The 20,159-nt window shown below is 69.3% G+C and carries 26 protein-coding genes; 8 read left to right on the top strand and 18 right to left on the bottom strand.

Translation table 11 applies throughout. The features are described from left to right. Window positions 1-28: 28 nt before the first annotated feature. The 3 genes from SRB5_RS23005 to SRB5_RS22995 all read right to left on the bottom strand — a co-directional run bounded on the left by SRB5_RS23005 (window position 29) and on the right by SRB5_RS22995 (window position 3,129). The gene (locus tag SRB5_RS23005; RefSeq protein WP_153455098.1) at window positions 29-1,027 is read right to left on the bottom strand and encodes a helix-turn-helix transcriptional regulator; all 999 of its coding nucleotides are present in this window, start codon (window positions 1,025-1,027) and stop codon (window positions 29-31) included. Window positions 1,028-1,232: 205 nt separating this feature from the next. Next, window positions 1,233-2,594 carry an amidohydrolase gene (locus SRB5_RS23000; RefSeq protein WP_153455096.1) on the bottom strand — a complete coding sequence of 454 codons (1,362 nt, stop codon included), beginning with the start codon at window positions 2,592-2,594 and terminating at the stop codon, window positions 1,233-1,235. A gap of 16 nt (window positions 2,595-2,610) precedes the next feature. Further along, entirely contained in the window at window positions 2,611-3,129 is a 519-nt protein-coding gene (locus tag SRB5_RS22995) for a hypothetical protein (RefSeq protein WP_153455094.1), read from the bottom strand. 194 nt (window positions 3,130-3,323) lie between these two features. Between SRB5_RS22995 and SRB5_RS22990 the strand changes: the two genes are divergently transcribed. Beyond that, window positions 3,324-4,949 carry a cellulase family glycosylhydrolase gene (locus SRB5_RS22990; RefSeq protein WP_153455092.1) on the top strand — a complete coding sequence of 542 codons (1,626 nt, stop codon included), beginning with the start codon at window positions 3,324-3,326 and terminating at the stop codon, window positions 4,947-4,949. A 45-nt stretch (window positions 4,950-4,994) separates the two neighbouring features. On the opposite strand, the gene SRB5_RS22985 is transcribed toward SRB5_RS22990, so the two are convergent. The 8 genes from SRB5_RS22985 to SRB5_RS22950 all read right to left on the bottom strand — a co-directional run bounded on the left by SRB5_RS22985 (window position 4,995) and on the right by SRB5_RS22950 (window position 9,435). Next, window positions 4,995-5,510, bottom strand: a complete 516-nt coding sequence (locus tag SRB5_RS22985) for a DUF6328 family protein (RefSeq protein WP_407703956.1) — start codon at window positions 5,508-5,510, stop codon at window positions 4,995-4,997. 51 nt (window positions 5,511-5,561) lie between these two features. Next, entirely contained in the window at window positions 5,562-6,050 is a 489-nt protein-coding gene (locus SRB5_RS22980) for an SMI1/KNR4 family protein (RefSeq protein WP_153455088.1), read from the bottom strand. Between the two features lie 10 nt (window positions 6,051-6,060). Beyond that, window positions 6,061-6,576 carry a hypothetical protein gene (locus SRB5_RS22975; protein WP_323378323.1) on the bottom strand — a complete coding sequence of 172 codons (516 nt, stop codon included), beginning with the start codon at window positions 6,574-6,576 and terminating at the stop codon, window positions 6,061-6,063. 72 nt (window positions 6,577-6,648) lie between these two features. Beyond that, window positions 6,649-6,807 (bottom strand): hypothetical protein, encoded by a 159-nt coding sequence (locus SRB5_RS22970; protein WP_153455084.1) that lies wholly within the window; start codon window positions 6,805-6,807, stop codon window positions 6,649-6,651. Next, window positions 6,808-7,716 (bottom strand): peptidoglycan-binding domain-containing protein, encoded by a 909-nt coding sequence (locus SRB5_RS22965; protein ID WP_153455082.1) that lies wholly within the window; start codon window positions 7,714-7,716, stop codon window positions 6,808-6,810. It lies immediately after the preceding gene. Continuing rightward, window positions 7,713-8,225: a hypothetical protein gene (locus SRB5_RS22960; RefSeq protein ID WP_153455080.1), complete on the bottom strand. Its 513-nt coding sequence runs from the start codon at window positions 8,223-8,225 to the stop codon at window positions 7,713-7,715. The genes SRB5_RS22965 and SRB5_RS22960 overlap by 4 nt, the downstream gene beginning before the upstream one ends. Then, window positions 8,201-8,737, bottom strand: a complete 537-nt coding sequence (locus tag SRB5_RS22955) for a MauE/DoxX family redox-associated membrane protein (protein ID WP_323378322.1) — start codon at window positions 8,735-8,737, stop codon at window positions 8,201-8,203. The genes SRB5_RS22960 and SRB5_RS22955 overlap by 25 nt, the downstream gene beginning before the upstream one ends. Then, complete coding sequence (locus SRB5_RS22950; RefSeq protein WP_153455078.1) at window positions 8,734-9,435, bottom strand: hypothetical protein; 702 nt, start codon at window positions 9,433-9,435, stop codon at window positions 8,734-8,736. The genes SRB5_RS22955 and SRB5_RS22950 overlap by 4 nt, the downstream gene beginning before the upstream one ends. Before the next feature lie 224 nt (window positions 9,436-9,659). Between SRB5_RS22950 and SRB5_RS22945 the strand changes: the two genes are divergently transcribed. Together SRB5_RS22945 and SRB5_RS22940 are read left to right on the top strand one after the other, a co-directional pair. Beyond that, window positions 9,660-9,887, top strand: a complete 228-nt coding sequence (locus tag SRB5_RS22945) for a hypothetical protein (protein ID WP_323378321.1) — start codon at window positions 9,660-9,662, stop codon at window positions 9,885-9,887. Window positions 9,888-10,076: 189 nt separating this feature from the next. Then, window positions 10,077-11,333, top strand: coding sequence for a hypothetical protein (locus SRB5_RS22940; RefSeq protein WP_153455076.1), 1,257 nt, complete (start codon window positions 10,077-10,079; stop codon window positions 11,331-11,333). On the opposite strand, the gene SRB5_RS22935 is transcribed toward SRB5_RS22940, so the two are convergent. The 3 genes from SRB5_RS22935 to SRB5_RS22925 all read right to left on the bottom strand — a co-directional run bounded on the left by SRB5_RS22935 (window position 11,285) and on the right by SRB5_RS22925 (window position 13,467). Beyond that, a complete protein-coding gene (locus SRB5_RS22935) occupies window positions 11,285-11,605 on the bottom strand; it encodes a hypothetical protein (protein WP_153455074.1) in 321 nt (106 codons plus the stop codon). The two genes, SRB5_RS22940 and SRB5_RS22935, sit on opposite strands and share 49 nt — an antisense overlap. A gap of 69 nt (window positions 11,606-11,674) precedes the next feature. Further along, window positions 11,675-12,088 carry an NUDIX hydrolase gene (locus SRB5_RS22930; protein WP_323378320.1) on the bottom strand — a complete coding sequence of 138 codons (414 nt, stop codon included), beginning with the start codon at window positions 12,086-12,088 and terminating at the stop codon, window positions 11,675-11,677. After that, window positions 12,085-13,467 carry an NAD(P)/FAD-dependent oxidoreductase gene (locus SRB5_RS22925; RefSeq protein ID WP_323378319.1) on the bottom strand — a complete coding sequence of 461 codons (1,383 nt, stop codon included), beginning with the start codon at window positions 13,465-13,467 and terminating at the stop codon, window positions 12,085-12,087. The genes SRB5_RS22930 and SRB5_RS22925 overlap by 4 nt, the downstream gene beginning before the upstream one ends. A gap of 159 nt (window positions 13,468-13,626) precedes the next feature. Between SRB5_RS22925 and SRB5_RS22920 the strand changes: the two genes are divergently transcribed. Next, window positions 13,627-14,520 carry a tRNA(His) guanylyltransferase Thg1 family protein gene (locus SRB5_RS22920; RefSeq protein WP_153455068.1) on the top strand — a complete coding sequence of 298 codons (894 nt, stop codon included), beginning with the start codon at window positions 13,627-13,629 and terminating at the stop codon, window positions 14,518-14,520. Here the strand turns inward: SRB5_RS22920 and SRB5_RS22915 are convergent. Then, the gene (locus SRB5_RS22915; protein ID WP_153455066.1) at window positions 14,409-15,029 is read right to left on the bottom strand and encodes a DUF1349 domain-containing protein; all 621 of its coding nucleotides are present in this window, start codon (window positions 15,027-15,029) and stop codon (window positions 14,409-14,411) included. The genes SRB5_RS22920 and SRB5_RS22915 overlap by 112 nt on opposite strands. 213 nt (window positions 15,030-15,242) lie before the next feature. Here SRB5_RS22915 and SRB5_RS22910 point away from each other — a divergent pair, with 213 nt between their 5' ends. The 4 genes from SRB5_RS22910 to SRB5_RS22895 all read left to right on the top strand — a co-directional run bounded on the left by SRB5_RS22910 (window position 15,243) and on the right by SRB5_RS22895 (window position 18,827). Beyond that, window positions 15,243-15,776 carry a hypothetical protein gene (locus SRB5_RS22910; RefSeq protein ID WP_153455064.1) on the top strand — a complete coding sequence of 178 codons (534 nt, stop codon included), beginning with the start codon at window positions 15,243-15,245 and terminating at the stop codon, window positions 15,774-15,776. A 102-nt stretch (window positions 15,777-15,878) separates the two neighbouring features. Further along, complete coding sequence (locus SRB5_RS22905; protein ID WP_153455062.1) at window positions 15,879-16,841, top strand: DUF6881 domain-containing protein; 963 nt, start codon at window positions 15,879-15,881, stop codon at window positions 16,839-16,841. Window positions 16,842-17,005: 164 nt separating this feature from the next. After that, a complete protein-coding gene (locus SRB5_RS22900; RefSeq protein ID WP_153455060.1) occupies window positions 17,006-17,644 on the top strand; it encodes a hypothetical protein in 639 nt (212 codons plus the stop codon). A 94-nt stretch (window positions 17,645-17,738) separates the two neighbouring features. Further along, on the top strand, window positions 17,739-18,827 hold the full coding sequence (locus SRB5_RS22895) for an IS630 family transposase (RefSeq protein ID WP_153455058.1): 1,089 nt from the start codon (window positions 17,739-17,741) through the stop codon (window positions 18,825-18,827). Here the strand turns inward: SRB5_RS22895 and SRB5_RS37205 are convergent. The 3 genes from SRB5_RS37205 to SRB5_RS37750 form a co-directional block, all read right to left on the bottom strand. Then, a complete protein-coding gene (locus tag SRB5_RS37205) occupies window positions 18,824-18,958 on the bottom strand; it encodes a hypothetical protein (RefSeq protein ID WP_267132608.1) in 135 nt (44 codons plus the stop codon). The genes SRB5_RS22895 and SRB5_RS37205 overlap by 4 nt on opposite strands. 23 nt (window positions 18,959-18,981) lie before the next feature. Continuing rightward, entirely contained in the window at window positions 18,982-19,647 is a 666-nt protein-coding gene (locus SRB5_RS22890; protein WP_153455056.1) for a 2'-5' RNA ligase family protein, read from the bottom strand. Between the two features lie 91 nt (window positions 19,648-19,738). Next, window positions 19,739-20,032: an ATP-binding protein gene (locus tag SRB5_RS37750; RefSeq protein ID WP_407703959.1), complete on the bottom strand. Its 294-nt coding sequence runs from the start codon at window positions 20,030-20,032 to the stop codon at window positions 19,739-19,741. Between the last annotated feature and the right edge of the window lie 127 nt (window positions 20,033-20,159).

Genomic DNA, 20,159 nt, shown 5'->3' with positions numbered 1-20,159 from the left:
CGCATCGGGGCCGGCCGGGCGGCTTTCGTCATCCCTGCAGGGTGTCGGACGGCCGCACCCCGTACCGGTCGCGGTAGTACCCGGCGAACCGCGACGGCAGCGTGAACCCCCACCGGTAGGCGACATCCGTGACCGTGGTGTCCGTCGCCCGCGCCACCTGCAGCTCACGGTGCGCGCGCTGCAGCCGCACCTCCCGCAGATACGCCATCGGCGGCATCCCCATGTACGCGATGAACCCGCGCTGCAGTGTGCGCACGCTCACACCGGCGATCCGGGCGAGGTCCGCGGCGGTGAAGGGATACGCGGGATCGGCCTGCACGGCGTCCATCACCCGCGTGACCTGCCGGGGTGCCGGCGACGGGGCGGGCCGGGCCAGGTCGTCGGAGTACTGGTGCGGCAGCGTGTGCACGAACGTCGTGAGCAGCGCCGCCCCCAGGCTGTCCCGTACCCGGGGCCGGTCCAGGGCACTGGGGCCGAGGCCGGCGGCGTCGAGCTCGGCGGCCAGCATGTGCGCCTGCCGGGCGAAGGCCCGCGCCGGACCCGTCATCCGCAGCCCGCGCGGTAAGGCCAGGGGAGCGCGCACCGGGCGGCCGAGCTCCTCCTCCAGCTCCGCCCGTACCGCCTGATGATCGATCATCACGTCGACGGCGGAGCTCCCGGCGCCGTACGTCGTGTACGTGGGCGCCAGCGGCGACAGCGTCACCGCGGTGTCACCGCCGCCGACCGCCTCGCCGCTCTGCCCCGACTGGGCCATGCGGACCCCGCCCGTACGCGGCATGACCAGCACGTACAGGGAATTCACCCCCGGAGCGATCCAGTGGCTCGGATAGTCCGACGTCACCCGGGAGACACAGAGCGGGCCGAGCCGGATGCCGCGTACGCCGAACCGGAAGCCGGCCGGGCGGGCCGGCGGCTCGTACATCACCAGCGTGCCGAAGAAAGAGGCGGTCAGCTCACGTGTCGCGTCGATGTCCGTGGACACCAGGTCGACGATCGGCGGTGTATCGGGCGGGTCGGACACGGTCATGGATCCCCTCCGTTCGCATGTCGCATTACACACCGAGGTGACGCAATGCGTCTATCCGTGCACAGCGTGCTTCCTGTTGAGTGGAGATCCACGGCGAACAGTCCGTGAAGGACGCCCCGGCCGCGCCGGGCCCGGGCGTACGAGGGGGAGGGTGGAGCCGCGGACCCGCTTGGCGCGGCTCCAGCCACCCCCGAATCCAGCGCCCTCACCCCCGGTAGGTCTGGATCCGCCGGTCATGGCCACGGTCGGTGAGGGCCGCCAGCCGCCCCGTGAGCTCCCCGACGATCGCCGGGACGTCCAGGGTGAGCAGCCGGCGGTCGCGCATCAGGACCCGGCCGTCGACCACCGTCGTCGTCACGTCGCTCGAGCGCGCGCTGTGCACCAGCGTGCCCGCCAGGTCGTACACCGGCTGGGTGTGCGGACCCGAGAGGTCCACCAGCACCAGATCCGCGCGGCGGCCCGGCGCCAGCGATCCGATCGCGTCGCCCAGCCCGACGACCCGGGCGCTCTGCGTCGTCGCGTACGACAGGACCTCCCGCGCCGTCGCCCAGCGCGGATCGCCCTCGGCGGCCTTCTGCGTCAGCGCCGTGAGCGTCATGCTCTCCCACACGTCGAGGTTGTTGTTCGACGCCGCCCCGTCCGTGGCCAGCCCCACCGGCACCCCGGCCCGGGTCAGCGCCCGCACCGGCGTGGTGCCCCAGCCGAACTTGAGGTAGCCGCGCGGCGCCGTCGCCACCCCGACCCGCCCCGCCGCCCCCGCGAGCAGGGCCACGTCCGCGTCCGTCAGGCCGGTGCCGTGGGCGATCAGCAGGTCGCCGTCCAGCAGGCCGGCGCGGTCCAGGGCCTGGACGGGGGTGATCCCGTCACGGGCGAGGCCGGCCTCGGTCTGCTCGCGGTTCTCCGCGGCGTGGATGTGCACCGGGAGGCCGTGCTCGCGCGCCGCTTCCGCGGTCGCGGTCAGGTCGGCGTCGGTGACGGTGTACGGGGCGTGCGGGGCCAGGGACGTCGTGATGCGTCCGCCGGCGGCGCCCCGGTGGCTCAGGGCGAACTCCAGGGAGGCGTCGCGGCCTTCGGGGCCCTGGGAGGAGAAGAAGGCGGCGCCGAGGTTCGCGCGCAGGCCCGACTCCCGTACCGCCGCGGCGACCCGGTCCATGGCGAAGTAGTGGTCCGCGAACGTGGTCACCCCGCCGCGGATCATCTCCGCGCAGGCCAGCAGGGTGCCGAGCTCGACGTCCCGGGGGGTGAGGTTGCTCTCGACCGGCCAGATCCAGTCGTTGAACCACTCCTCCACCGGGACGTCCTCGGCGTACCCGCGCAGGGCCGTCATCGCGGCGTGCGTATGGCAGTTGATCAGCCCCGGCAGCGCGACCTGCCCGCGTGCGTCGATCCGCTCGGCGGCGGGCAGCGCGTCGGCCTCCGCCGCGGGGGTGATGCGGTCGATCACGCCGCCCCGTACGACGACCGCCGCGTCCTCGGTGAACGCGACGGCGCCGTCGGGGTCGTGGGTCAGGACCGTGCAGCCGGTCACGACGAGGTCGGCCTGCGTGCTGTCGGGCTTCCCCGCCATACGGCTCCTTCCGCTGTCAGGCGGTCGCGCTCCCCGTACCGCGTGCGCCGGCGACGTAGTCCGTCCTTCCGGCGTCGTCGTACACCTGGATGTCGACCGAGGCGCCCTCGGGGATGTCGAAGTCCTTCACCGTGTAGTCCATCACGGCGTCCGTGCCCGCGGGGGAGTACGTACCCAGGTCGTGCGCGGTCCCACCCGACCAGTACGTGATGTTCGTGGAGAACCCGTCGCCGTCGTTCAGGGTGTCGTAGACCCAGAGCTTCTCGTCGTACGGGTGGAACTCCACCTTGCCGAGGTACCGGCCGGCGGAGTCGATCAGCTCGATCTTGACGGCCGAACCGCCCGCGTCCTGCTCGAAGTACGTCCCGTCGAACGGGTCGGAGAGCGAGCACGGGCAGGTGTCGGTGTCGCGGTACTGGACGCGCCCCGTCGGGTTCGGGCTGTAGGCCCCGGCCGGCCCGGCGGCGGCGAGCAGTGCGCCGGTGACCAGCGCGGTCCCGGCGAGCAGTCCTGCGGTCCTGTGTCGTACGCCCATCGGTGTCTCCCCCGTTTGCTGATGGCGCCCCGGGCGTCCGCCCGACGCGCCCTCCACTCTGTCATGTTCTGCCCTGCCCTGTCCCTGAGATGTCTCAGGTCGACCGCGGTGCGAACACTTGACGCGCACGCGACATCGTGGCTCTATGGGAGCGCTCCCATATCCTCGCCCCCACCTCCGACAGGAGTCGAAAGATGAGAGCACTGACCCGCGCGGCAGCCTTCCTCGGCGCCGCAGCGGTCCTGGCCGGCCTCTGGACCGCCCCACCCGCGGCCGCCGCCCCCACCGGCATCCACGTCAGCGCGGCCGGCCGCGTCGTCGAGGGCGACGGCTCCGACCTGGTGCTGCGCGGCGTCAGCCACGCCCACACCTGGTACCAGACGCAGACCGCCTCCTTCGCCGACATCAAGGCCAAGGGCGCCAACGCGATCCGGGTCGTCCTCGCCTCCGGCCAGCGCTGGACCAAGAACGACGCCGCCGACGTTGGCAACGTTGTCAACCGCTGCAAGCAGAACAAGCTCATCTGCGTCCTCGAGGTCCACGACACCACCGGCTACGGCGAGCAGGCCGGCGCCGCCACGCTCTCCCAGGCCGCCGACTACTGGATCAGCGTCAAGAGCGCGCTCCAGGGCCAGGAGGACTACGTCATCCTGAACATCGGCAACGAGCCCTACGGCAACCAGGGTTACGAGGCCTGGACCGCCGACACCAAGGCCGCGATCACCAAACTGCGCGGCGCCGGCTTCAACAACGCGATCATGGTCGACGCCCCCAACTGGGGCCAGGACTGGGCGGGCGTGATGCGCGCCAACGCCGCCTCGGTGTTCGCCGCCGACCCCGACCGCAACACGATCTTCTCGATCCACATGTACGGCGTCTACAACACCGCCGCCAAGGTCCAGGACTATCTGAACGCCTTCGTCACCGCCAAGCTGCCCTTGGTCGTCGGCGAGTTCGGGAACATGCACTCGGACGGCGACCCCGACGAGGACGCCATCATGGGCACCGCCCAGCAGCTGGGCCTCGGCTACCTCGGATGGTCGTGGAGCGGCAACGGCGGCGGCGTCGAGTACCTCGACATGGTCACCGCCTTCGACCCCGCCCAGCTCACCCCCTGGGGCACCCGCATCTTCAACGGCCCCAACGGCATCGCGGCGACCGCGAAGGAGGCCGGGATCTACGGCGGAGGCGGCGACGACGACCTCGTCCCGCCCACGACGCCCGGCACCCCCGCCGCCTCGGACGTCACCTCCACCGGCGCCCGCCTGACGTGGACCGCCTCGACGGACAACGTCGGCGTCACCGGCTACGACATCGTCCGGGTCACCGGCACCACGGAGACCCCCTGGTCCACCTCGTCCACCGCCTCGGCGACCCTGACGTCGCTGAGCCCGAGCACGGCGTACACCTTCGCCGTCTACGCGCGCGACGCGGCCGGCCTGCGCTCGCCGCGCTCGGCGACGGTCACCTTCACGACCAAGTCCCCCGACCAGAACCCGGGCCAGTGCAAGGTGACGTACAAGAAGGCCGGCGACTGGGGCAGCGGCTTCCAGGGTGACGTGCAGATCGCCAACACCGGCACCACCGCGATCGACGGCTGGACCCTCACCTGGACCTTCCCCGGCAACCAGGTCATCCAGAACATGTGGGGCGGCACCCCCCACCAGACCGGCGCCGACGTCTCCGTCACCCCGGCCGACTACACCCGCCGTATCCCGGCGGCCGGCTCGGTGACCCTCGGCTTCATCGCGAACTACAGCGGTACGAACTCCTCGCCCGCGTCCTTCGCCCTCAACGGCCAGGCCTGCACGCTCGGCTGATGCTTTTCCAACGGGGTGGGGCTCTCCTGGGGCTCCACCCCGTAGTCACTCCTCCGCCGAAGCCAGCCGCGCCCACACCGGCAGCAGGAACCAGCACACCGCGAACCACACCACCATCCCGCCCACCAGCCACAGCGCCAGACCGTCGGACGTCACGACCCGCAGAATGAGCAGCAGCGCCGACGCCATCGTGCACAGCAGCAGGAACAGCCCCACGATCGTCAGCCGCGCCGCCCACTCCACCGTCTGCGGCTTCAGCCGCCGCCCGGTCAGAAACCGGTGGATCGACACCGGACCGATCAGCGCTCCCGTCGCCGCCGCCCCGAGCATCACCGTCAGCACGTAGATGCGCCGGTCGGCGTCGCCCAGCCCGTCGAACCCCGGCTGGAACACCACGGTGAGCAGAAACCCGAAGAGGATCTGCACCCCGGTCTGCGTGACCCGCAGCTCCTGCAGCAGCTCCCCCCACCGCCGGTCGGCCCGCTCCTCGGGCGTCTCGTTGCGCCCCCGGCCGTCGCGGTACGAACCGGCGTGATGTCCTGTGCTCGCCATGGGCGTCATTTTCTCGGGGTCGGTACGGAACCTCCGGACGGCGCGCCCGAGTGTCCGGCGTCAGGAGGGTGTGAGTCCCTCGACGAACGTCCGGAAGTCCCCGGCCAGGGCGAGCTCGGTGTCGAAGTCGGTCTCGAACCAGGTCACCGACGGCTCCCCGGCGGGCCCGCACTCCCGGTAGTCGAGCGCGATCCACCAGTGTCCCTCGCCGGAGAGGATCACGACGGGCGACGGCAGCCCCCACTCCTCGGCCAGATAGGGTGAGTCGAGCAGCGACCTCATGAGCCCCGGCTTCCCGATGCCCAGCACGGTCTCGAAGGGCACCCGGTCCTCGTCCCACGACGTCGGCCGGCTGGTCCGGAACACCCGGTGACCGGCGGCCACCACCCCACCGTTGCGCACCCGCAGCAGCTCGAGCAGCCCCGACGGCAGCGTCACCCCGAGCACCCGCTCGGCCTCCCGCACCGCCTCGTCCGTGAGCGCCGGCTGACTGCCGTAACTCTCGTCGGGCGCCCAGAACGTGGCCAGGATCTCGTCGAATCGCGCCATGGCGCCCACCCTACGAGAGCCCCGCCGCCCACAGCACCGCGAACGCCACCGCCATCGCTCCCGCCGCGACCGTCTTCATCGCCGTCAGCCGCACCGTCAGTCGCGCGTCCCACTCCTCCGCCGCCCCCGACGCCAGCCGCAGCGCGGGCGTCAGCGCCCGGCCCAGGCCGAAGCCCAGGCCCGCCGCCAGCGCCGGGGCCCAGCCGCCGCCGGCCAGCAGCACCGCCACGACCAGCGCGTACGGGGCGGAGGCCGATACGTAGGTCCGTACCCCCGTGCCCATCTCGAAGCCGAACTGCAGCGTCCCGCGCACCAGATCCCGCTTCAGCACGTCCTGCGGGATCTGCCGGGCGTTCTGCGGCAGCCGCACCGTCAGCACCCCGAGGTCGCGCAGGACCGCGAGCACCGCCGCCGCCACGATCACGCCCTCCCGCCAGACCGCCGGGACCGGCGCGAACAGTCCGGACAGCAGCCACAGGACGGCCACCGACAGCAGGGCGCCCAGCAGCAGCCCGGTCGTGAACACGCCGAGGATCCTGACCTGCCGGTGCAAGGCCCGCCAACCTGGCGAGGCCAGCGCGAATGCGCTGTTACGCGTTCAAACGGAGCCGGACAGCGCGTACCCGGCGAGCCCGCCCGTCACCGCCCACGTCAGCGCCGGCGCGTACAGGGCCGACACCACGGCCGCGACAGCCAGCACCGCGACGGGCAGCGCCGGGTCGGCGAACCGGATCCGGGCCTCGGCCGGTGTGGTCACTCAGACCGTCCCCGTGAGCGCGCGCCAGGTGTTCGGGCCCACGACGCCGTCGACGGACAGCCCGTTCGCGCTCTGGAAGCCGCGCACCGCGGTGTCCGTGAGGGTGCCGAAGTTGCCGTCGACGGTGAGCCCGTACCCGTGCTTGTTCAGCTCCCACTGGGCGGCGCGCACGGCCGTGTTGATGTCGCCGCGGCGTACGGTCACGACGAGCACCGGCCAGGTCGCCGCGCCCACGCTGCCCGTCGGGCTCAGTCCGTTCGCCGTCTGGAACTTCTCCACCGCCGTCTCGGTCTTCGCGCCGAAGATGCCGTCGGCGGTGGTGCTGAAGCCGCGGTACGTGACCAGGAACTGCACGGCGTACACGTCCGGCCCCGTCGCGCCGTTGGCGATGGTCGGCCAGGTCACCGAGCCGGGGCAGTCGCACTCCGTGGTGTAACGGCAGATCGACTTCACCCACCCGGACCCGGTGTTGCGGTACCCGTCGTGGCAGCGCCGCTCGATACCGCAGCCGCACTCGCCGCACGCGCTGCTGTAGCGCCACAGCCAGCCGTCGTACGTGCCCGAGTAGCACTGGTTGGGCCGCAGGGTCCACGTCACGCCGTCGTTCTTGTGGAACCCCGCGTACGTCCCCGACGTCGCGCACGCGTCGGTGTACACGGTGCTCGGACCGCACCCCGGCGAGCAGTTGTGCCCGTCGGCGTACGAGGGGCACGCCCCGGTCCAGATGTCGTAGCCGTCGGCGTACGCCTCCCGGGCGGCGGAGAACACCCCCATCGCGGCGAACCCGGCGGCCGTCGCCGCCTGCAGCACCGTACGCCGGGGGAGGGCGAACCCGCGCTCGGCCGGTGAGCGGCGGCGGCTCGCGCCGCCCGGGCGGCGCAGCAGGGGTACGTCGTCGAGCGTCGTCATGAGGCACTCCTCAGCTGTCCCGGGTGGATGTCGTCCAGCAGCCGCAGCAGCGCCGTCGCGGACCCCAGGGGCTCGGACCGCAGCACCCGGCCGCGCGGGTCGGTGGCCACCGCGAACGGGGTCGCGATCGCGTCGTACGCCTCGAACAGGTCCGGCCGGTGACCGGTGACCGGCAGCTCCCCGCCGGACACCGGCGCGCCCGCGTACACGGCGTGCAGCTGCACCTCGCCGGAGCCGTGCCGGCTCGCCCAGGCGGCGGCCTCCGTCAGCACCTCGCCGCAGGTACGGCAGTCGGCGTCGAGGAACAGCAGCACACCGTCCCGCCCCGGCTCCAGCACTCCGGCCAGGCCCGGGGCGGCCGCGCCCGGCTGGATGCCGACGGCCGTGGGGTGGTGCTGGGTCCGCTCACGCGTGAGCTGGTGGACCTGGCGGATGAGGCCGGACACCACCAGGGCCAGCAGCAGGATGGCGGCCCAGGAGGCGATCAGCGCACTGGTGGTGAAGTCCATGGGCGTCCTTCGGCGGTGACGGGTGCGGGCTGGTGCATGGCGGCCGGGAGCGACCAGAGGAGCGCGGCGCAGGCGGGGGCGGCGAGGAGGAGGGTCGCGAGCCGGGCGCCGGAGGGTGTCCCGGGGCCGAGGGCGGCGCCGGCCGCGGCGACGGCGGTGAGGGCGACGGCGCGGCGGGTCACCCAGACGGACATGGGGACCTCGGTGCGGGAGCAGCCGCAGGGGCCGCCGGCGCCGTGGGTCAGGACGCGGCGGGAGTAGGCGGCGTATGCGGCGAAGAGGGCGGCGGCTGCGGCCAGGGCGATGCGGGAGCCGGTTACGGCTGCGACGCCGAGGGCGGCTTCCGTGAGGGGGACGGTGAGGGAGAGGGGGCGGACGGCTTTTGGGGGGAGGACGCGGTGGGTGCGGAGGGCGTGGGGGAGGGCTGTGGGGCGGGTGAGGTGGGCTGCGGCGCCGGCGAGGAGGGTGAGGGCGGTGGTCAGGGCGCAGAGGGCGCCGTAGAAGGCGGTCACGCGAGGGCGAGGGTGAGGCGGCCGACGAGGTCCGGGACCTTCTCGACGGTCGTGGACGGCAAGGGGGCCACCGTCGCCCAGACCTCGGGGCCGGAGAGGACGAAGAAGGGGGTGCCGTCGGTGAACGTGTCCCGGTAGAGGTCTCCGGCCGCGGTCGCCACGCCCTTCCAGGGGGGCAACTGGGCGGCGTGGGCCTTGGTGCGGCGGGTCAGCTCGAGGAGCCCGAGTCCGGGAATCTCCTTGATGACGGTCGCCGCGGCGGCGTTCGCGCTGCCCGCGGTGCGGTCCGGGGTGAGGGTGAGGCCGTTCGCGGTCTCCTGGACGCGGAGGGTGCGCAGCAGGCCGAGGACCTCGGTGGTGCCGATGTCGTACAGGCGCGTGACCATGGCGTACCGCCGCCCGCGCCAGACCACGAGCAACGGCCGCTCGACGAGCCCCGACCGCGGCTCGCGCTCCTCGGTGACGGCGGTCTGCAGGATGCCCCCGGCGAAGCTCAGCTCGGAGTCGAACCCCTCGACCCCCAGGGACGCGGCGACGGAATCCCCGAGGGAGGCGTCGCCCGCGGTGAACTCCACGAGCCGCCCGCCGACGATGACCTCGAGGGCGGAGGTGGCGGGCTCCCGCAGGTCGAGATCGCTCTCGAGCCGGTACGCCGCGCCGTCGAGCGCGCGGTGGCTTACGGCGGTGGCTGAGGCCATGGCGTCCTCCGGTGGGGGGAGTTGCTCGACGACGCTGCTGATCGGGAAGCTACGGCCACGCCTTTACGCTTGTCAATGAACAGTCAACCGCCGCGCAACCTGGGGCGTTTACGGCTCACCGGCCACGGGCCCGCGCGAGGCGGAAACCCGGCCGCCCGCGGAATTCCCCACCCCCGACCCGGAATCCCGGAACCGCGCCCCCTCCACCCCCTGTCATCAAGCAGGTGGACACCTACACATGCCCCAACTGCGGCACGGTCGGCGGCCTCGCCGAAGGCTTCATCGAGGACGCGGGCGACGGCTCCCGCGGCTACGCCCGCTGGATCGAGGGCAGACTGGAACGCGGAATCTTCGGCGGCGCCAAGCGGATGTGGCGGCTCCGGCGCCAGATAGAGGCGTACCGCTGCGCCAAGTGCGGGCGCCTGGAGCTGTTCGCGACGCACGAGGTGTAGCGCCCCGCGCGGCAGATCGGCGGCGACGCCCGCGGAGTGACCGACGCACGGGTGTCGCCGTCCCCGGCCCCCAGGGCGACCGGCCGACGAGACGGCCACGCCTACCGGAGTCGTCCGACCTCAGGCGGGCTGTGCGTGCCGGAGAAATCGCCTGGTAGCCCGGCGTCCGTTCGGGCATGGTCTCGAATGATGACCGACGAAGACGAGATGTTCTACGCCCACCCCGAATCCGTGGAGGGACTCCTGCAACGCGGGCGGGGTCTCGGAGCGATACGAGCAGCGCAGGATCCCCAGCAGGCCGCACCTTTCGTCTACGACTCGATCCGGCGCGACTGGTCAGGGAGCTTCCCCGACGAACGAGCGATCTACCTGGCCCGATTGATCCGCGACCTCCGGTTGTCCCCGACGCCCGTGGCGGAACAGCTGTCGGGCTCCTCGCACGAACACGCCCGCGCCACGGACGTGCTGGTGGTCCTCGCACTGGACGGATCGAACGAAGCCCGTGACGCGCTGCGCGCCCACATCCGTGACGGCGCGCATTGGATGTACGTGCTCGAGGAAGTGGCGCACCACTGGCCGACACCCTGGTGGGACGACCTCGGCGACATTGCCCGCACCCGCATCGTCGACGTACTGGAACCGCCCCTGACCAACCCCGCGTGGATCCGATTCGGGATAGACATCAGTCACCCCGTTCCCCGACCGTCTCGCCGCGACCTGTCCGGACACACGATCGATGCCCTGTACGGCCTGCTCACAGAAACCCAGCAACCCAAGAACCGCATCCGCGTCGACGCCCTCCGCGAGCTGCGCCACCGCGACGCGCTGGACGCGTTGCTCCCTCTCGTACCGACACTCGTCACCCCGGACGACACCCGCCTCCTCCCCGAGATCTACCGAGCCGTTGAACACCTCGGCCCCGCCGCCGTCCCGGCAGCCCACGCCTGGGCGCACCACGAATTCCCGCGGCTGGCCTACCTCGGCGCGACCACACTCGCCGACCAGCTCGTACCGGAGGCGATACCGCTCCTGATCGACCGCCTCGCCGAACTGCGCAGGACCCATACCTGGTGCGGCCCCGACGCCGGCGCGCGCCGCCTCGCCCGCTTCGGCTCCGCGGCCACCGACGCGTTGACACACCTGCGCTGGTTCTGGCTGCGAACCCCGCACTCCTACGAACGGGCCGCCTACCTGCAGGCGCTGGCAGCGATCGACCGGACAGGCCTGGACTACGCCCACACCGAATCCCTGTGGGACTGCGAGGAAAACAGCCGGCTGCAGGCCATCGACCAGGCCCCCGACAGCCCCCTCACCCGAGCCAGAATCGCCGATCTCCGCGACGACCCGATGGAAACCCCCGACGTGCGTTCCGCTGCTGCCGGGCGGGCGGCAGGGAGTCAGCCGTTCTCCCGGCCCGGCAGCGGCGCGCCATCCAGAAACGCGTAGTACGTCGCGACGGCATCCGGCTCGACTTCCGGGCCGGAGGGGCCGTAGCGGGTGTCCGTGCGGTCACGCTTCGGTCCGGAGATCCAGAACTCCTCGTCGGTCTTCGTGTCGTAGAAGTTCGCGTCCCACATCCCACCTGCCCGGCGCAGGGTCCTTCCCCGGAAATACGCGGTACTCCACGTCTTCGAGAAATCGACCCAACCGATCCACGAGGGCCCACGGTCGGTGTCGTAACCAGTCTTCAGCTGTACGAACATGAGGCGTCGAGGCATGCGCCCAGGGTCCCGTACAGCCCGCAGTCGCGACAGGGGAATTAGCGGCGCACGCCGGAAGGCCCGGGGCTAGAGATCGAGCCACACATGCTGATCGTCGACGAGAGGCTCCTCCAGCGGAAGCCGAAGAAACCGGCACGCGAACAGCAGCCCGGCGTCACCCCCGTCACCGCTCACCTCGTGCACCCACGCGTCGGGCGTATCGCCCGGCACCTCGAGGCGGAAGAAGACGGTGCGCCGCGGCTCACCCGTCGTGGGATGGGGCTTGTCCTCCGTGGCGAGCTCCCGCACCACGACGGCGGTCCGCAGCCCGGTCTCCTCGGCGACCTCCCGGAGGACGGCCTCGCGCAGCCCCTCGCCCTCCTCGACACCGCCCGCGGGGATCTGGGTGCCGGCCTCGGGCATGCCGACATGGTCGAACACCAGCAGCTCACGCCCGGCACGGATGACATACGCGGCGACACGGATCCTGGGCGAAGTCACCCCGGCATTGTCCGCCCACCGACGAGCGCGTCCCACTCCTCCCGCGTCGGCCCGTCGTGCGTCGGTGTGAAGTCCGGGTGAGCGTCCAGCCAGGCGGTGACGTGCCGGTCGATCTCATCGGTGCCGTACGCGTCGTCAGCCAGGTGTACGAGATGCCGCACCTGAGCCCGGGCCCGCATGACGACGGGGTCCTCGAAGGCGCACACGGCCACGGCGGCGGCCCGCCGATCACCGGCCGGTGAACCTTCTGCGAGCCGCCGCCCGTTGTTCTCGTCGGACGTCACCTGGGCGTCGAACCAGGGGCGGAGAGTCCGCTCCGCCCAGCGGTGATAGCCCATGGGGTCCGCGACGATCTGGTCCGTATGGGCGGCGAGGTACTGAGCCGCCCGCAGTCCGAGGGCCACGCCGTGACCGAAGGTGGGATTGGTGTGGATGAGGCTGTCTCCCGCGCTGACCAGCCCCGTAACAACCGGCCCGGCGTCATCGACGAGGGAGGTCCACCGATTGTCCAGCCCGCCCATCGCCAGCACGTCGGAGCACGGCTCGGGATCCAGCCCCAGCCACGCCCCGATCGAGGGGAACCGCCGCGCGACGGCCTCGAACACCGCCGGATCCATCAGCGCGCCCCGACTCGGATCCCCTGCCGCCAGGACGACACTCACGGCGAAGGTGCCGTTGTCGGAGGGAAAGATCCCGGCGAGCGCGTACGGAGCGGCGGACCCGGTCTTCACCCGCCCGGGATCCTGCGGCCCGTCGCGACGCAGCCGGTACCAGCGGCACAGGTACACGATCCCGGCCCGGTGACTGTCGACGACGGGCGGGCGGCAGCCGGCTGCTTTCAGCCACCCCGGCACCGGCGACCGACGACCGGACGCGTCGACGACAAGATCCGCCGGATACGTCGCGTCGCCGGCCCGCACGCCGCTGACCCGCTCGCCCTCCCGAAAGACGAGCCCGCTCACCCGACACCCCTGGCGAACCTCCACATTCGGTTCCCGCCCCACGACCGCGGTGAGCGCGGCCTCCAGCACGATCCGCCGGGTGCGCAGAGTCACCAGCTCCTCGTCACCGTCCCGCTCCGGCGGATGCTCGTCGAACCAGTCGAACTCGTGATACTCCCGCGCGCCCCGTACCAACAGATCCGCATAAACATCAGGCACCTCGGCCCGCAACACGGACCGCACGGGCGCGAGCAACGAATGCGGATGACTCGCCTGCGGCACCCGAGGCCGCTCCCACCGAAAGAAGTCCCGATCCACATCACCCCCGGCCCGCCGAGCATCCTGCTCGAACAGAACCACGGAGTGCCCCCGTCGCCCCAACATGAGCGCCGTCCCCAGCCCGCCGATACCCCCACCGATCACCGCAACCCGCGCCACCGACCAGTCCCTTCGCGTCGTGTTGCAGCACGACCCTACTGCCCGACGATCTTCATCCCGGGACCGGTGTGTCCTTGCTGTGCGACGAGGAGGGCGAGGCTCGGCCAGCTACGGAAAACGAACAGCGGCGTCGTACACCCCACTGCCACACTGAGCCGCATGGCAGACTCCACCGCACTCGGCGACCGGATGAAGCGTTACGAGGCGGCGCACCGGGCGATCCTCCCGCGCCGCACCCTAACCCTGCTCCGGGTCGACGGGCGGGCCTTCCATTCCTACCTCCGAGGTGCGAAGAAGCCCTTCGACGAGGGCTTCATGTCCGACATGGACGCGGTCGCGGAGGCACTGTGCCAGGAGATCTCCGGAGCTCAGTTCTCGTACACCCAATCGGACGAGATAAGCGTGCTGCTCACCGACTTCGAAGCGGAGGAGACGGAACCCTGGTTCGGCGGCGTCGCAGCAAAGCAGCTCTCCATAGCCGCATCCCTGGCCACCGCCGTCCTGAACGAACGCCGCCCCGGCAAACGCGCCCTGTTCGACGCCCGCGTCTTCACGATCCCGGACCCGGTGGAGGCGGCGAACTACTTCCTCTGGCGCCAACGCGACGCGATCCGCAACAGCATCAGCATGGCCGCCCAGTCCCACTTCTCCCACCGCCGCCTGCAGGGCGTATCCACGGAGGGCATGCAGGAACTACTCCGCACCGAGGCCGGCGTGACGTGGACCGACTACCCCGACGGCTGCAAACGCGGCCGCGTCACCGTCCGCCGCACGGGGGAGCGCCCGGTGGAGTACGTCGACAAACGCACCCGGGAGACGGTGCGCACGACGGCGATCCGCTCCTGGTGGGAGACGACCGCGGCACCCCACTTCACCGCGACCCCGGACGGCTGGCTGGCGACGACGATCCCGACCCCGCCGGCCGCCGGGGAGGCCCCGGCTCAGGACCCGTCGCGGAGCTCGACCAACCGTTCCGACACGAACCGGATGTCGTCGAAGGTGACGCTGCACCCGTCCCCGGTAGGCGACTGGGCCTCGAACCCGATCCGATGACTGCCCACCTCGTCACCCAAGCTGAACACCCTGATGAACCGCCACGTCTTGCCGTCCCCAGAGGCGTGAAACGCGTACGTCCGCCCGATACGAGAAACCCGCAGCCAGACGGACTGCCCGGGAACGGTATAGGCGTTGGCGTCATCGGACACTCCGCGCGTAACGACGGAAACGACCATGGGCTCCCGGTCGGGAGAGAACTCGAAGCAGAACTTGGCCCAGCTCGCCGCACCGCTCCACAGGAACAACACCCCGGCGTCGTACTGAGCCCGAAACCCCACGCTGACCCGAGCGCTGAACTGAAAGTCCCCCTCGGGCGGCATGCCCAGCAGGGTCGCGGCGTTGAGCATGCTCTCGGCGTCACCGGACTCGGCCCCGCCGGGGTTGACGTAGAAGTCCGTGTGGCCCGGAGCATCGGCGACGAGACCTCCCTCGTCGCGCCGCCACACACCGTCGTGCGACGCGCTGAGCGGAAACGGCACTGTGGGAAGCTCAATCCTGTCGGCCATCAGGCGACGCCCTTCCGTCCGTGATCGAATCTGACCACGGTACGTCGATCTCGCCCCGGGCGCCGGACACAGCCCGAACAAACAGCCCTCCCGGACAAAATTCCCGCCTGAAGCGCGGGCTGGTGGAACCGCCCGAGTGTCATCTCACGCGGATAGCATCACCTGACGATTCAAGACGTCCCAGGCGCAGGGCGCCCCCGCCCAGGAGGCCACATGAGCGAGGCGTACTCACCGATCCCGGAACTGAACCTCCTCAAGGAGTTCGAGAACCGGCTCGGCCCGATCTACTACTCGGACGGCTTCGAGCTACGCGAGTACAACGCGGACTCAGGCCTCGACACCTGGTCGGACCACCCGGACTTCCTGACCCGCTTCATCCCCTTCGCCCAGGCCAACGGCTCGGGCTCGGACTACGCCCTGTGGCGGTGCGACGACCGACGAGACCTCGCGACCCTGCCCATCGTCATGATCGGCGACGAAGGCGCCCTCTACGTAATCGCCCGAAACCTGCCTGAGCTGTTCCAGCTCCTGGCCATCGACAGCGAGCCCTTCTCCGACATGGGCTTCCACACTCCCGACAGCGCCGAGGAACACAGCCCCGGCCACCACGAGTACCTCACCTGGCTACACCAGACCTTCGGCCTCGAACCCCCTGAGGACGTGGAGGCGCTCTGGGCCGAACGAAAGGAGCTCGACGATCGCTTCAGGACATGGGCGTCCCAGTTCGTCGACCTGGGCGATTACTGATCGGCCCTGGGGTGGGTGTTTGTTCGGGTGGGTGAAGTAATCTCCCGAACAAACATCCACCCGAATCATCGCACTTCTCAAACGATGGATTGAATAGGTGTCATGAACGGAATTTTGTGCCTGATTCGCTTCCTTCCTCTTCTGGACGCGCTTCAGTCGCCGTTGAGGCATTCGATTGATAATTTCGTTCGGGATTATATGAATTCTGGCGAGATTGCGGATGGCGTTCTCATTGAACTCGACGATTTCCGCGAAGCGATCGGTCCGATGCTAGAGTATGATAATTCCCTCTTCTTCGAATCGAGTGTCGCTAGTATCGCCTTGTCTGTGGCTGAGACTTATTCGGGAAATTCGCGGTCGGCGCACGGGAAAACCCTGGAGTGGGCGGTGGGACTGTGGAGCGCCCTGGATCGTCTGTTGGCTGATCGGCCAGAGTTGGTTACATCTTTGAAGGCGATTAGTTTTGCGGAACGCGAGCGAAATGCTCAACGGGAAGATGGATTTGCTATCGCCTCGAAGGGAGAGAATGGTGTCATCCTTCGACGTATCGAGCAACTATCTCTCACCAGGATCTCAGGAGCGGCTGAGCTCTCAAGAATTTCCACACTTCTCGGTTGGCGCCCTTCAGGGCCATGCGGCTCTCAATGCGCATGGCCTTCATGTAAACCACACGCTGTGAACTGTGTACGGCGTCCCCCTTTTCAGCCTCAGCAGACACTGGCTGCTCGGCTTCGACGGAAGCATGGGGCTGAGCCTAAGCCGTGGTATTTGATAACTCTCGATTACTCGCCTCGCGATGAGCTGCCTTTCGAATTCGTCGCGGAAATTGGACCTGCGGGATATGAGCTGCGGAAGGTGGCTCAGTATATAGATGGGCGACTTGTTTGTGTCGATCAAAACAATCGGGTGCGTTGTGGAGTAATTCTCAGCCCTGACCCAGTTCCATCTTGGGAGGAGCTATCGAACAACCCCGACATGCAAGCCGAAGAAACTTCCGAAGAATTTTTTGAGAAACGCTGGGAGGAAGGACTCGAGGGCTTCATCCGTACAAGCGAAATGCCGTGACCGAAACGAACCAGACGCATTACAGGTGGCCTGTGTTGCGTCTATCTGCTAGTGTCCTGAGTCGGAATTTCGCTGGCGGTTGTAGGGTGGGGTGATGCCTGGTCCTAAGCCGCTGGTGCTGGTGTAGTCCGATCGCGAAGGCAGGGCGAGCAAGGGGAGGCAGTGTGACGCCAGATCCGCTACTGGATGGGCTGGAGATGCTCTGGGCTCGCATCTCGCCCAGCGAGAGCGCCACCCCGATCGAGTTCCCCGTCGAGCTTGACCCGGTAAGCAGGCGTTACGAGCTCGTCGAGGCCACGCGACTGCGTATCGGCGACGCCCTTACCCGAGACGTGGAGTTGACCCGTCGGCTGTCCCCGGACGTGCTGAGGCTGCTCCTGCTGGAATCCAACCGGACCGACCAACTGGTCCACCCGCTGATCGCGGCGCTGGGTCGTCGACGCGTGCTGGACTACCTCATCCAGGCGGCGCGTGTAGGCGAGTGGGCGGCCAGGGCGAACGCTGCGTCAGCCGCCTACTGGGTCAGGGCCTGGGCGCCGCGTCGGCCGGTGGTGGACCAACGAGATAGCCATTACGTGGCAGATCTGTGGCCCGATCTCTGGCTGGCAGCGCTGGAGGCGTTCGTGCACTGCCCCGACGTCGATCTGCAGGAGCAGTTGCACACCGCCTTCCCCCTCGGCCCCGGGCGTTACCCGCCCGAGGCAGTCCACGTGCTCCGTCAGGCTCGGGCTATCGCCGTGGCTCATCCGGATAGGTTCGCTCGGCTCTTGGACGGCTCGACCGGATACGGAGCGGCGATCTGAATGCGGCACGGTGCAAGGATTACCTGGCTCACGACACGGCGATGCCGTCCTGGCGTCTGAGTCGGAATTTCGCTGGCGGTTGTAGGGTGGGGTGATGCCTGGTCCTAAGCCGCTGGTGCTGGTGTTGTCCGATCGCGAACGCAGGGTGCTGCGGGGCTGGTTGCGGAAGCAGACGGCGTCTCAGGCGCTGGTGTTGCGGTCGAGGATCGTGCTGACGTGTGCGGAAGGACGACCGAACGCGCAGGTGGCAGAGAAACTGGGGATCTCGCGGGAGACCGTACGTAAGTGGCGGGCACGGTTCGTCGCCGACCGCCTGGAGGGCTTGGTGGACAAGCCGCGTTCTGGAGCCCCGCGGACGATTACGGACGAGCAGGTCGAGAGCCTGGTCGCCCGGACGCTGGACCAGGCGCCACCGACGGGGGATTCGCACTGGTCGACGCGGTCGATGGCCGATGTGGCGGGGATGTCGCAGTCCGCGGTCTCCAGGATCTGGAGGGCGTTCGGACTCAAGCCGCACATCGTGCAGACCTGGAAACTCTCCACCGACCCCGAGTTCGTGACCAAGGTCCGAGACGTGGTGGGCATCTACCTGGCCCCGCCGGAGAACGCGCTGGTGCTGGCGGTGGATGAGAAGTCGCAGATCCAGGCTCTGGACCGTACCCAGCCCGTGCTGCCGCTAGCGCCGGGTACGCCGGCGAGGATGACGCACGACTACATCCGGCACGGCACGACCAGCCTGTTCGCTGCGCTAGATATCGCCTCAGGCTCGGTCATAGCCCAGCACTACCGGCGCCATCGGCACCAGGAGTTCCTGCGCTTTCTGAAGACCATCGATGCGGCCGTCCCAAAGGATCTGGAGCTGCATCTGGTCCTGGACAACTACGCCACCCACAAGACCGAGGCGGTCAAGAAGTGGCTGCTGCGGCACCCGCGCTTCCACCTCCACTTCACCCCGACCTCCGCGTCGTGGCTGAACCTCGTCGAGCGCTGGTTCGCAGAGCTGACCTGCCGCAAACTCCGCCGCTCGGCCCACCGCAGCGTCACCGAGCTGGAACGCGACATCCGTCATTGGATCAACGAGTGGAACGACAACCCCAAGCCGTTCGTCTGGACCAAGGCCGCCGACGCCATCCTCGACACCCTCGCCGCCTACTGCACACGAAATAGCGACTCAGGACACTAGGTCTGGTGGGAGTCCGCGAAGCCCCACAGTTTGGTGATGTTGGTCGCGACGGTCGAGTACTTCCAGCCGGTCTTCTTCTCCAGATCGGGTGAGGCTCTCGGTGTGCCGGCCCGGCACGTTCGTTCGGGCACGAGCCTGAGGGCGGCGGGGTTAGTCAGCCATCGGGCGCCGATGTCGGACGTGCCGCCCTGCGTCGGACATCGGCGAAGGGTATCTCGGCCAAGATCGCGGAGTGCGCGCCGTCCTTGCCCATGGCGTAGAGGCTCAGTCGGTCAAATGTCCAGGTCGGAGGGGTGGTTACTCGCTCGGAGGCGTGTTGGACCAGGTCGAGGGCTGTCTCTTCGCTTGTGCGGCCGAGAGTGATGTGCGGGCGGAATGCCATCCCGGTGTATCGGTAACCGTGAGCTTTGGAGCTTGCGCGCTCGGCCTCGGTGCAGTGGAGGTCGTCCGTCGACGACCGGAGTGCACTGCGGTCCAGGTAGGGAGTGAGGGTGGCGATCGCTGCTTCCTGCAGTTGCTCCAATAGGGCGGGGCGAGACAGCGTCAGAAACAGCCAGCCAACTGGCCTGTACTCGATCAGCTGGAAGTCGAGACATAGGAGGTCGGGTAGGACCAGTGAGTGCGTGATGTCCGACAATACCTGCTTGATGTCCAGTGCCTCGACGAACGGCCCCTGGAACAGGGTGACGTGGGGGAGGCAGCCGTCGCAGGACAAGGCGGGCTGGAGTAGGTGTTCATGGCTGAGGTCGCTCTGGATCCGGATTGCTGTGAGTAGATCTTCTGTTCGGGGTAGCAGGGCGATACCAAGCCACCGGGTCATGGGCGTGCTCCGATTCCGGTGAGTGCGGCGGCTAGACGTCTGAAGCTGCGCAGCCAGTGCAGGCTGCCAGAGGATCCCGCCAGCAGGTGGTTTACGACCCTGGGGGCGGTGCCGTGGTCAGCTCCGCCCATGAGCGCTTGCCCCACACGAAGGTGTCTGTGCCTGTTCTGTCCGCGATCGCCTCAACGATTGCCAGACCCCGCCCGTGTTCGTCGTCCTGGGAGGCGCTGCCGCTGCTGGGCGATGCCGTCGATGTGTCGGCGACTATGACGCACACACGGTCCTCGGTCAGGCGGGTTGCGATGACCTGCAGGAAGCGCGACGGAGTATGAGCGACGCTGTTGGTGACCAGTTCCGAGGCGATCAACTGGGCATCCTCAAGCAGGGAGCAATGCTCAGGACTTGTGGATCGGTCTTCGGGACGGGACGCGAAGGGCGTACCTTCCCGAGTGATCTACAAGTCACCGAGTAGAGGCCCGCGTTCGCAGCGCGGGTCGGGAAGGCACGCCCGT

Source organism: Streptomyces smaragdinus, assembly GCF_009604385.1.
Lineage (GTDB): Bacteria > Actinomycetota > Actinomycetes > Streptomycetales > Streptomycetaceae > Streptomyces > Streptomyces smaragdinus.
Note: the sequence above shows the minus strand (reverse complement) of the source record. Positions and strands in the feature narration are given on the sequence as shown.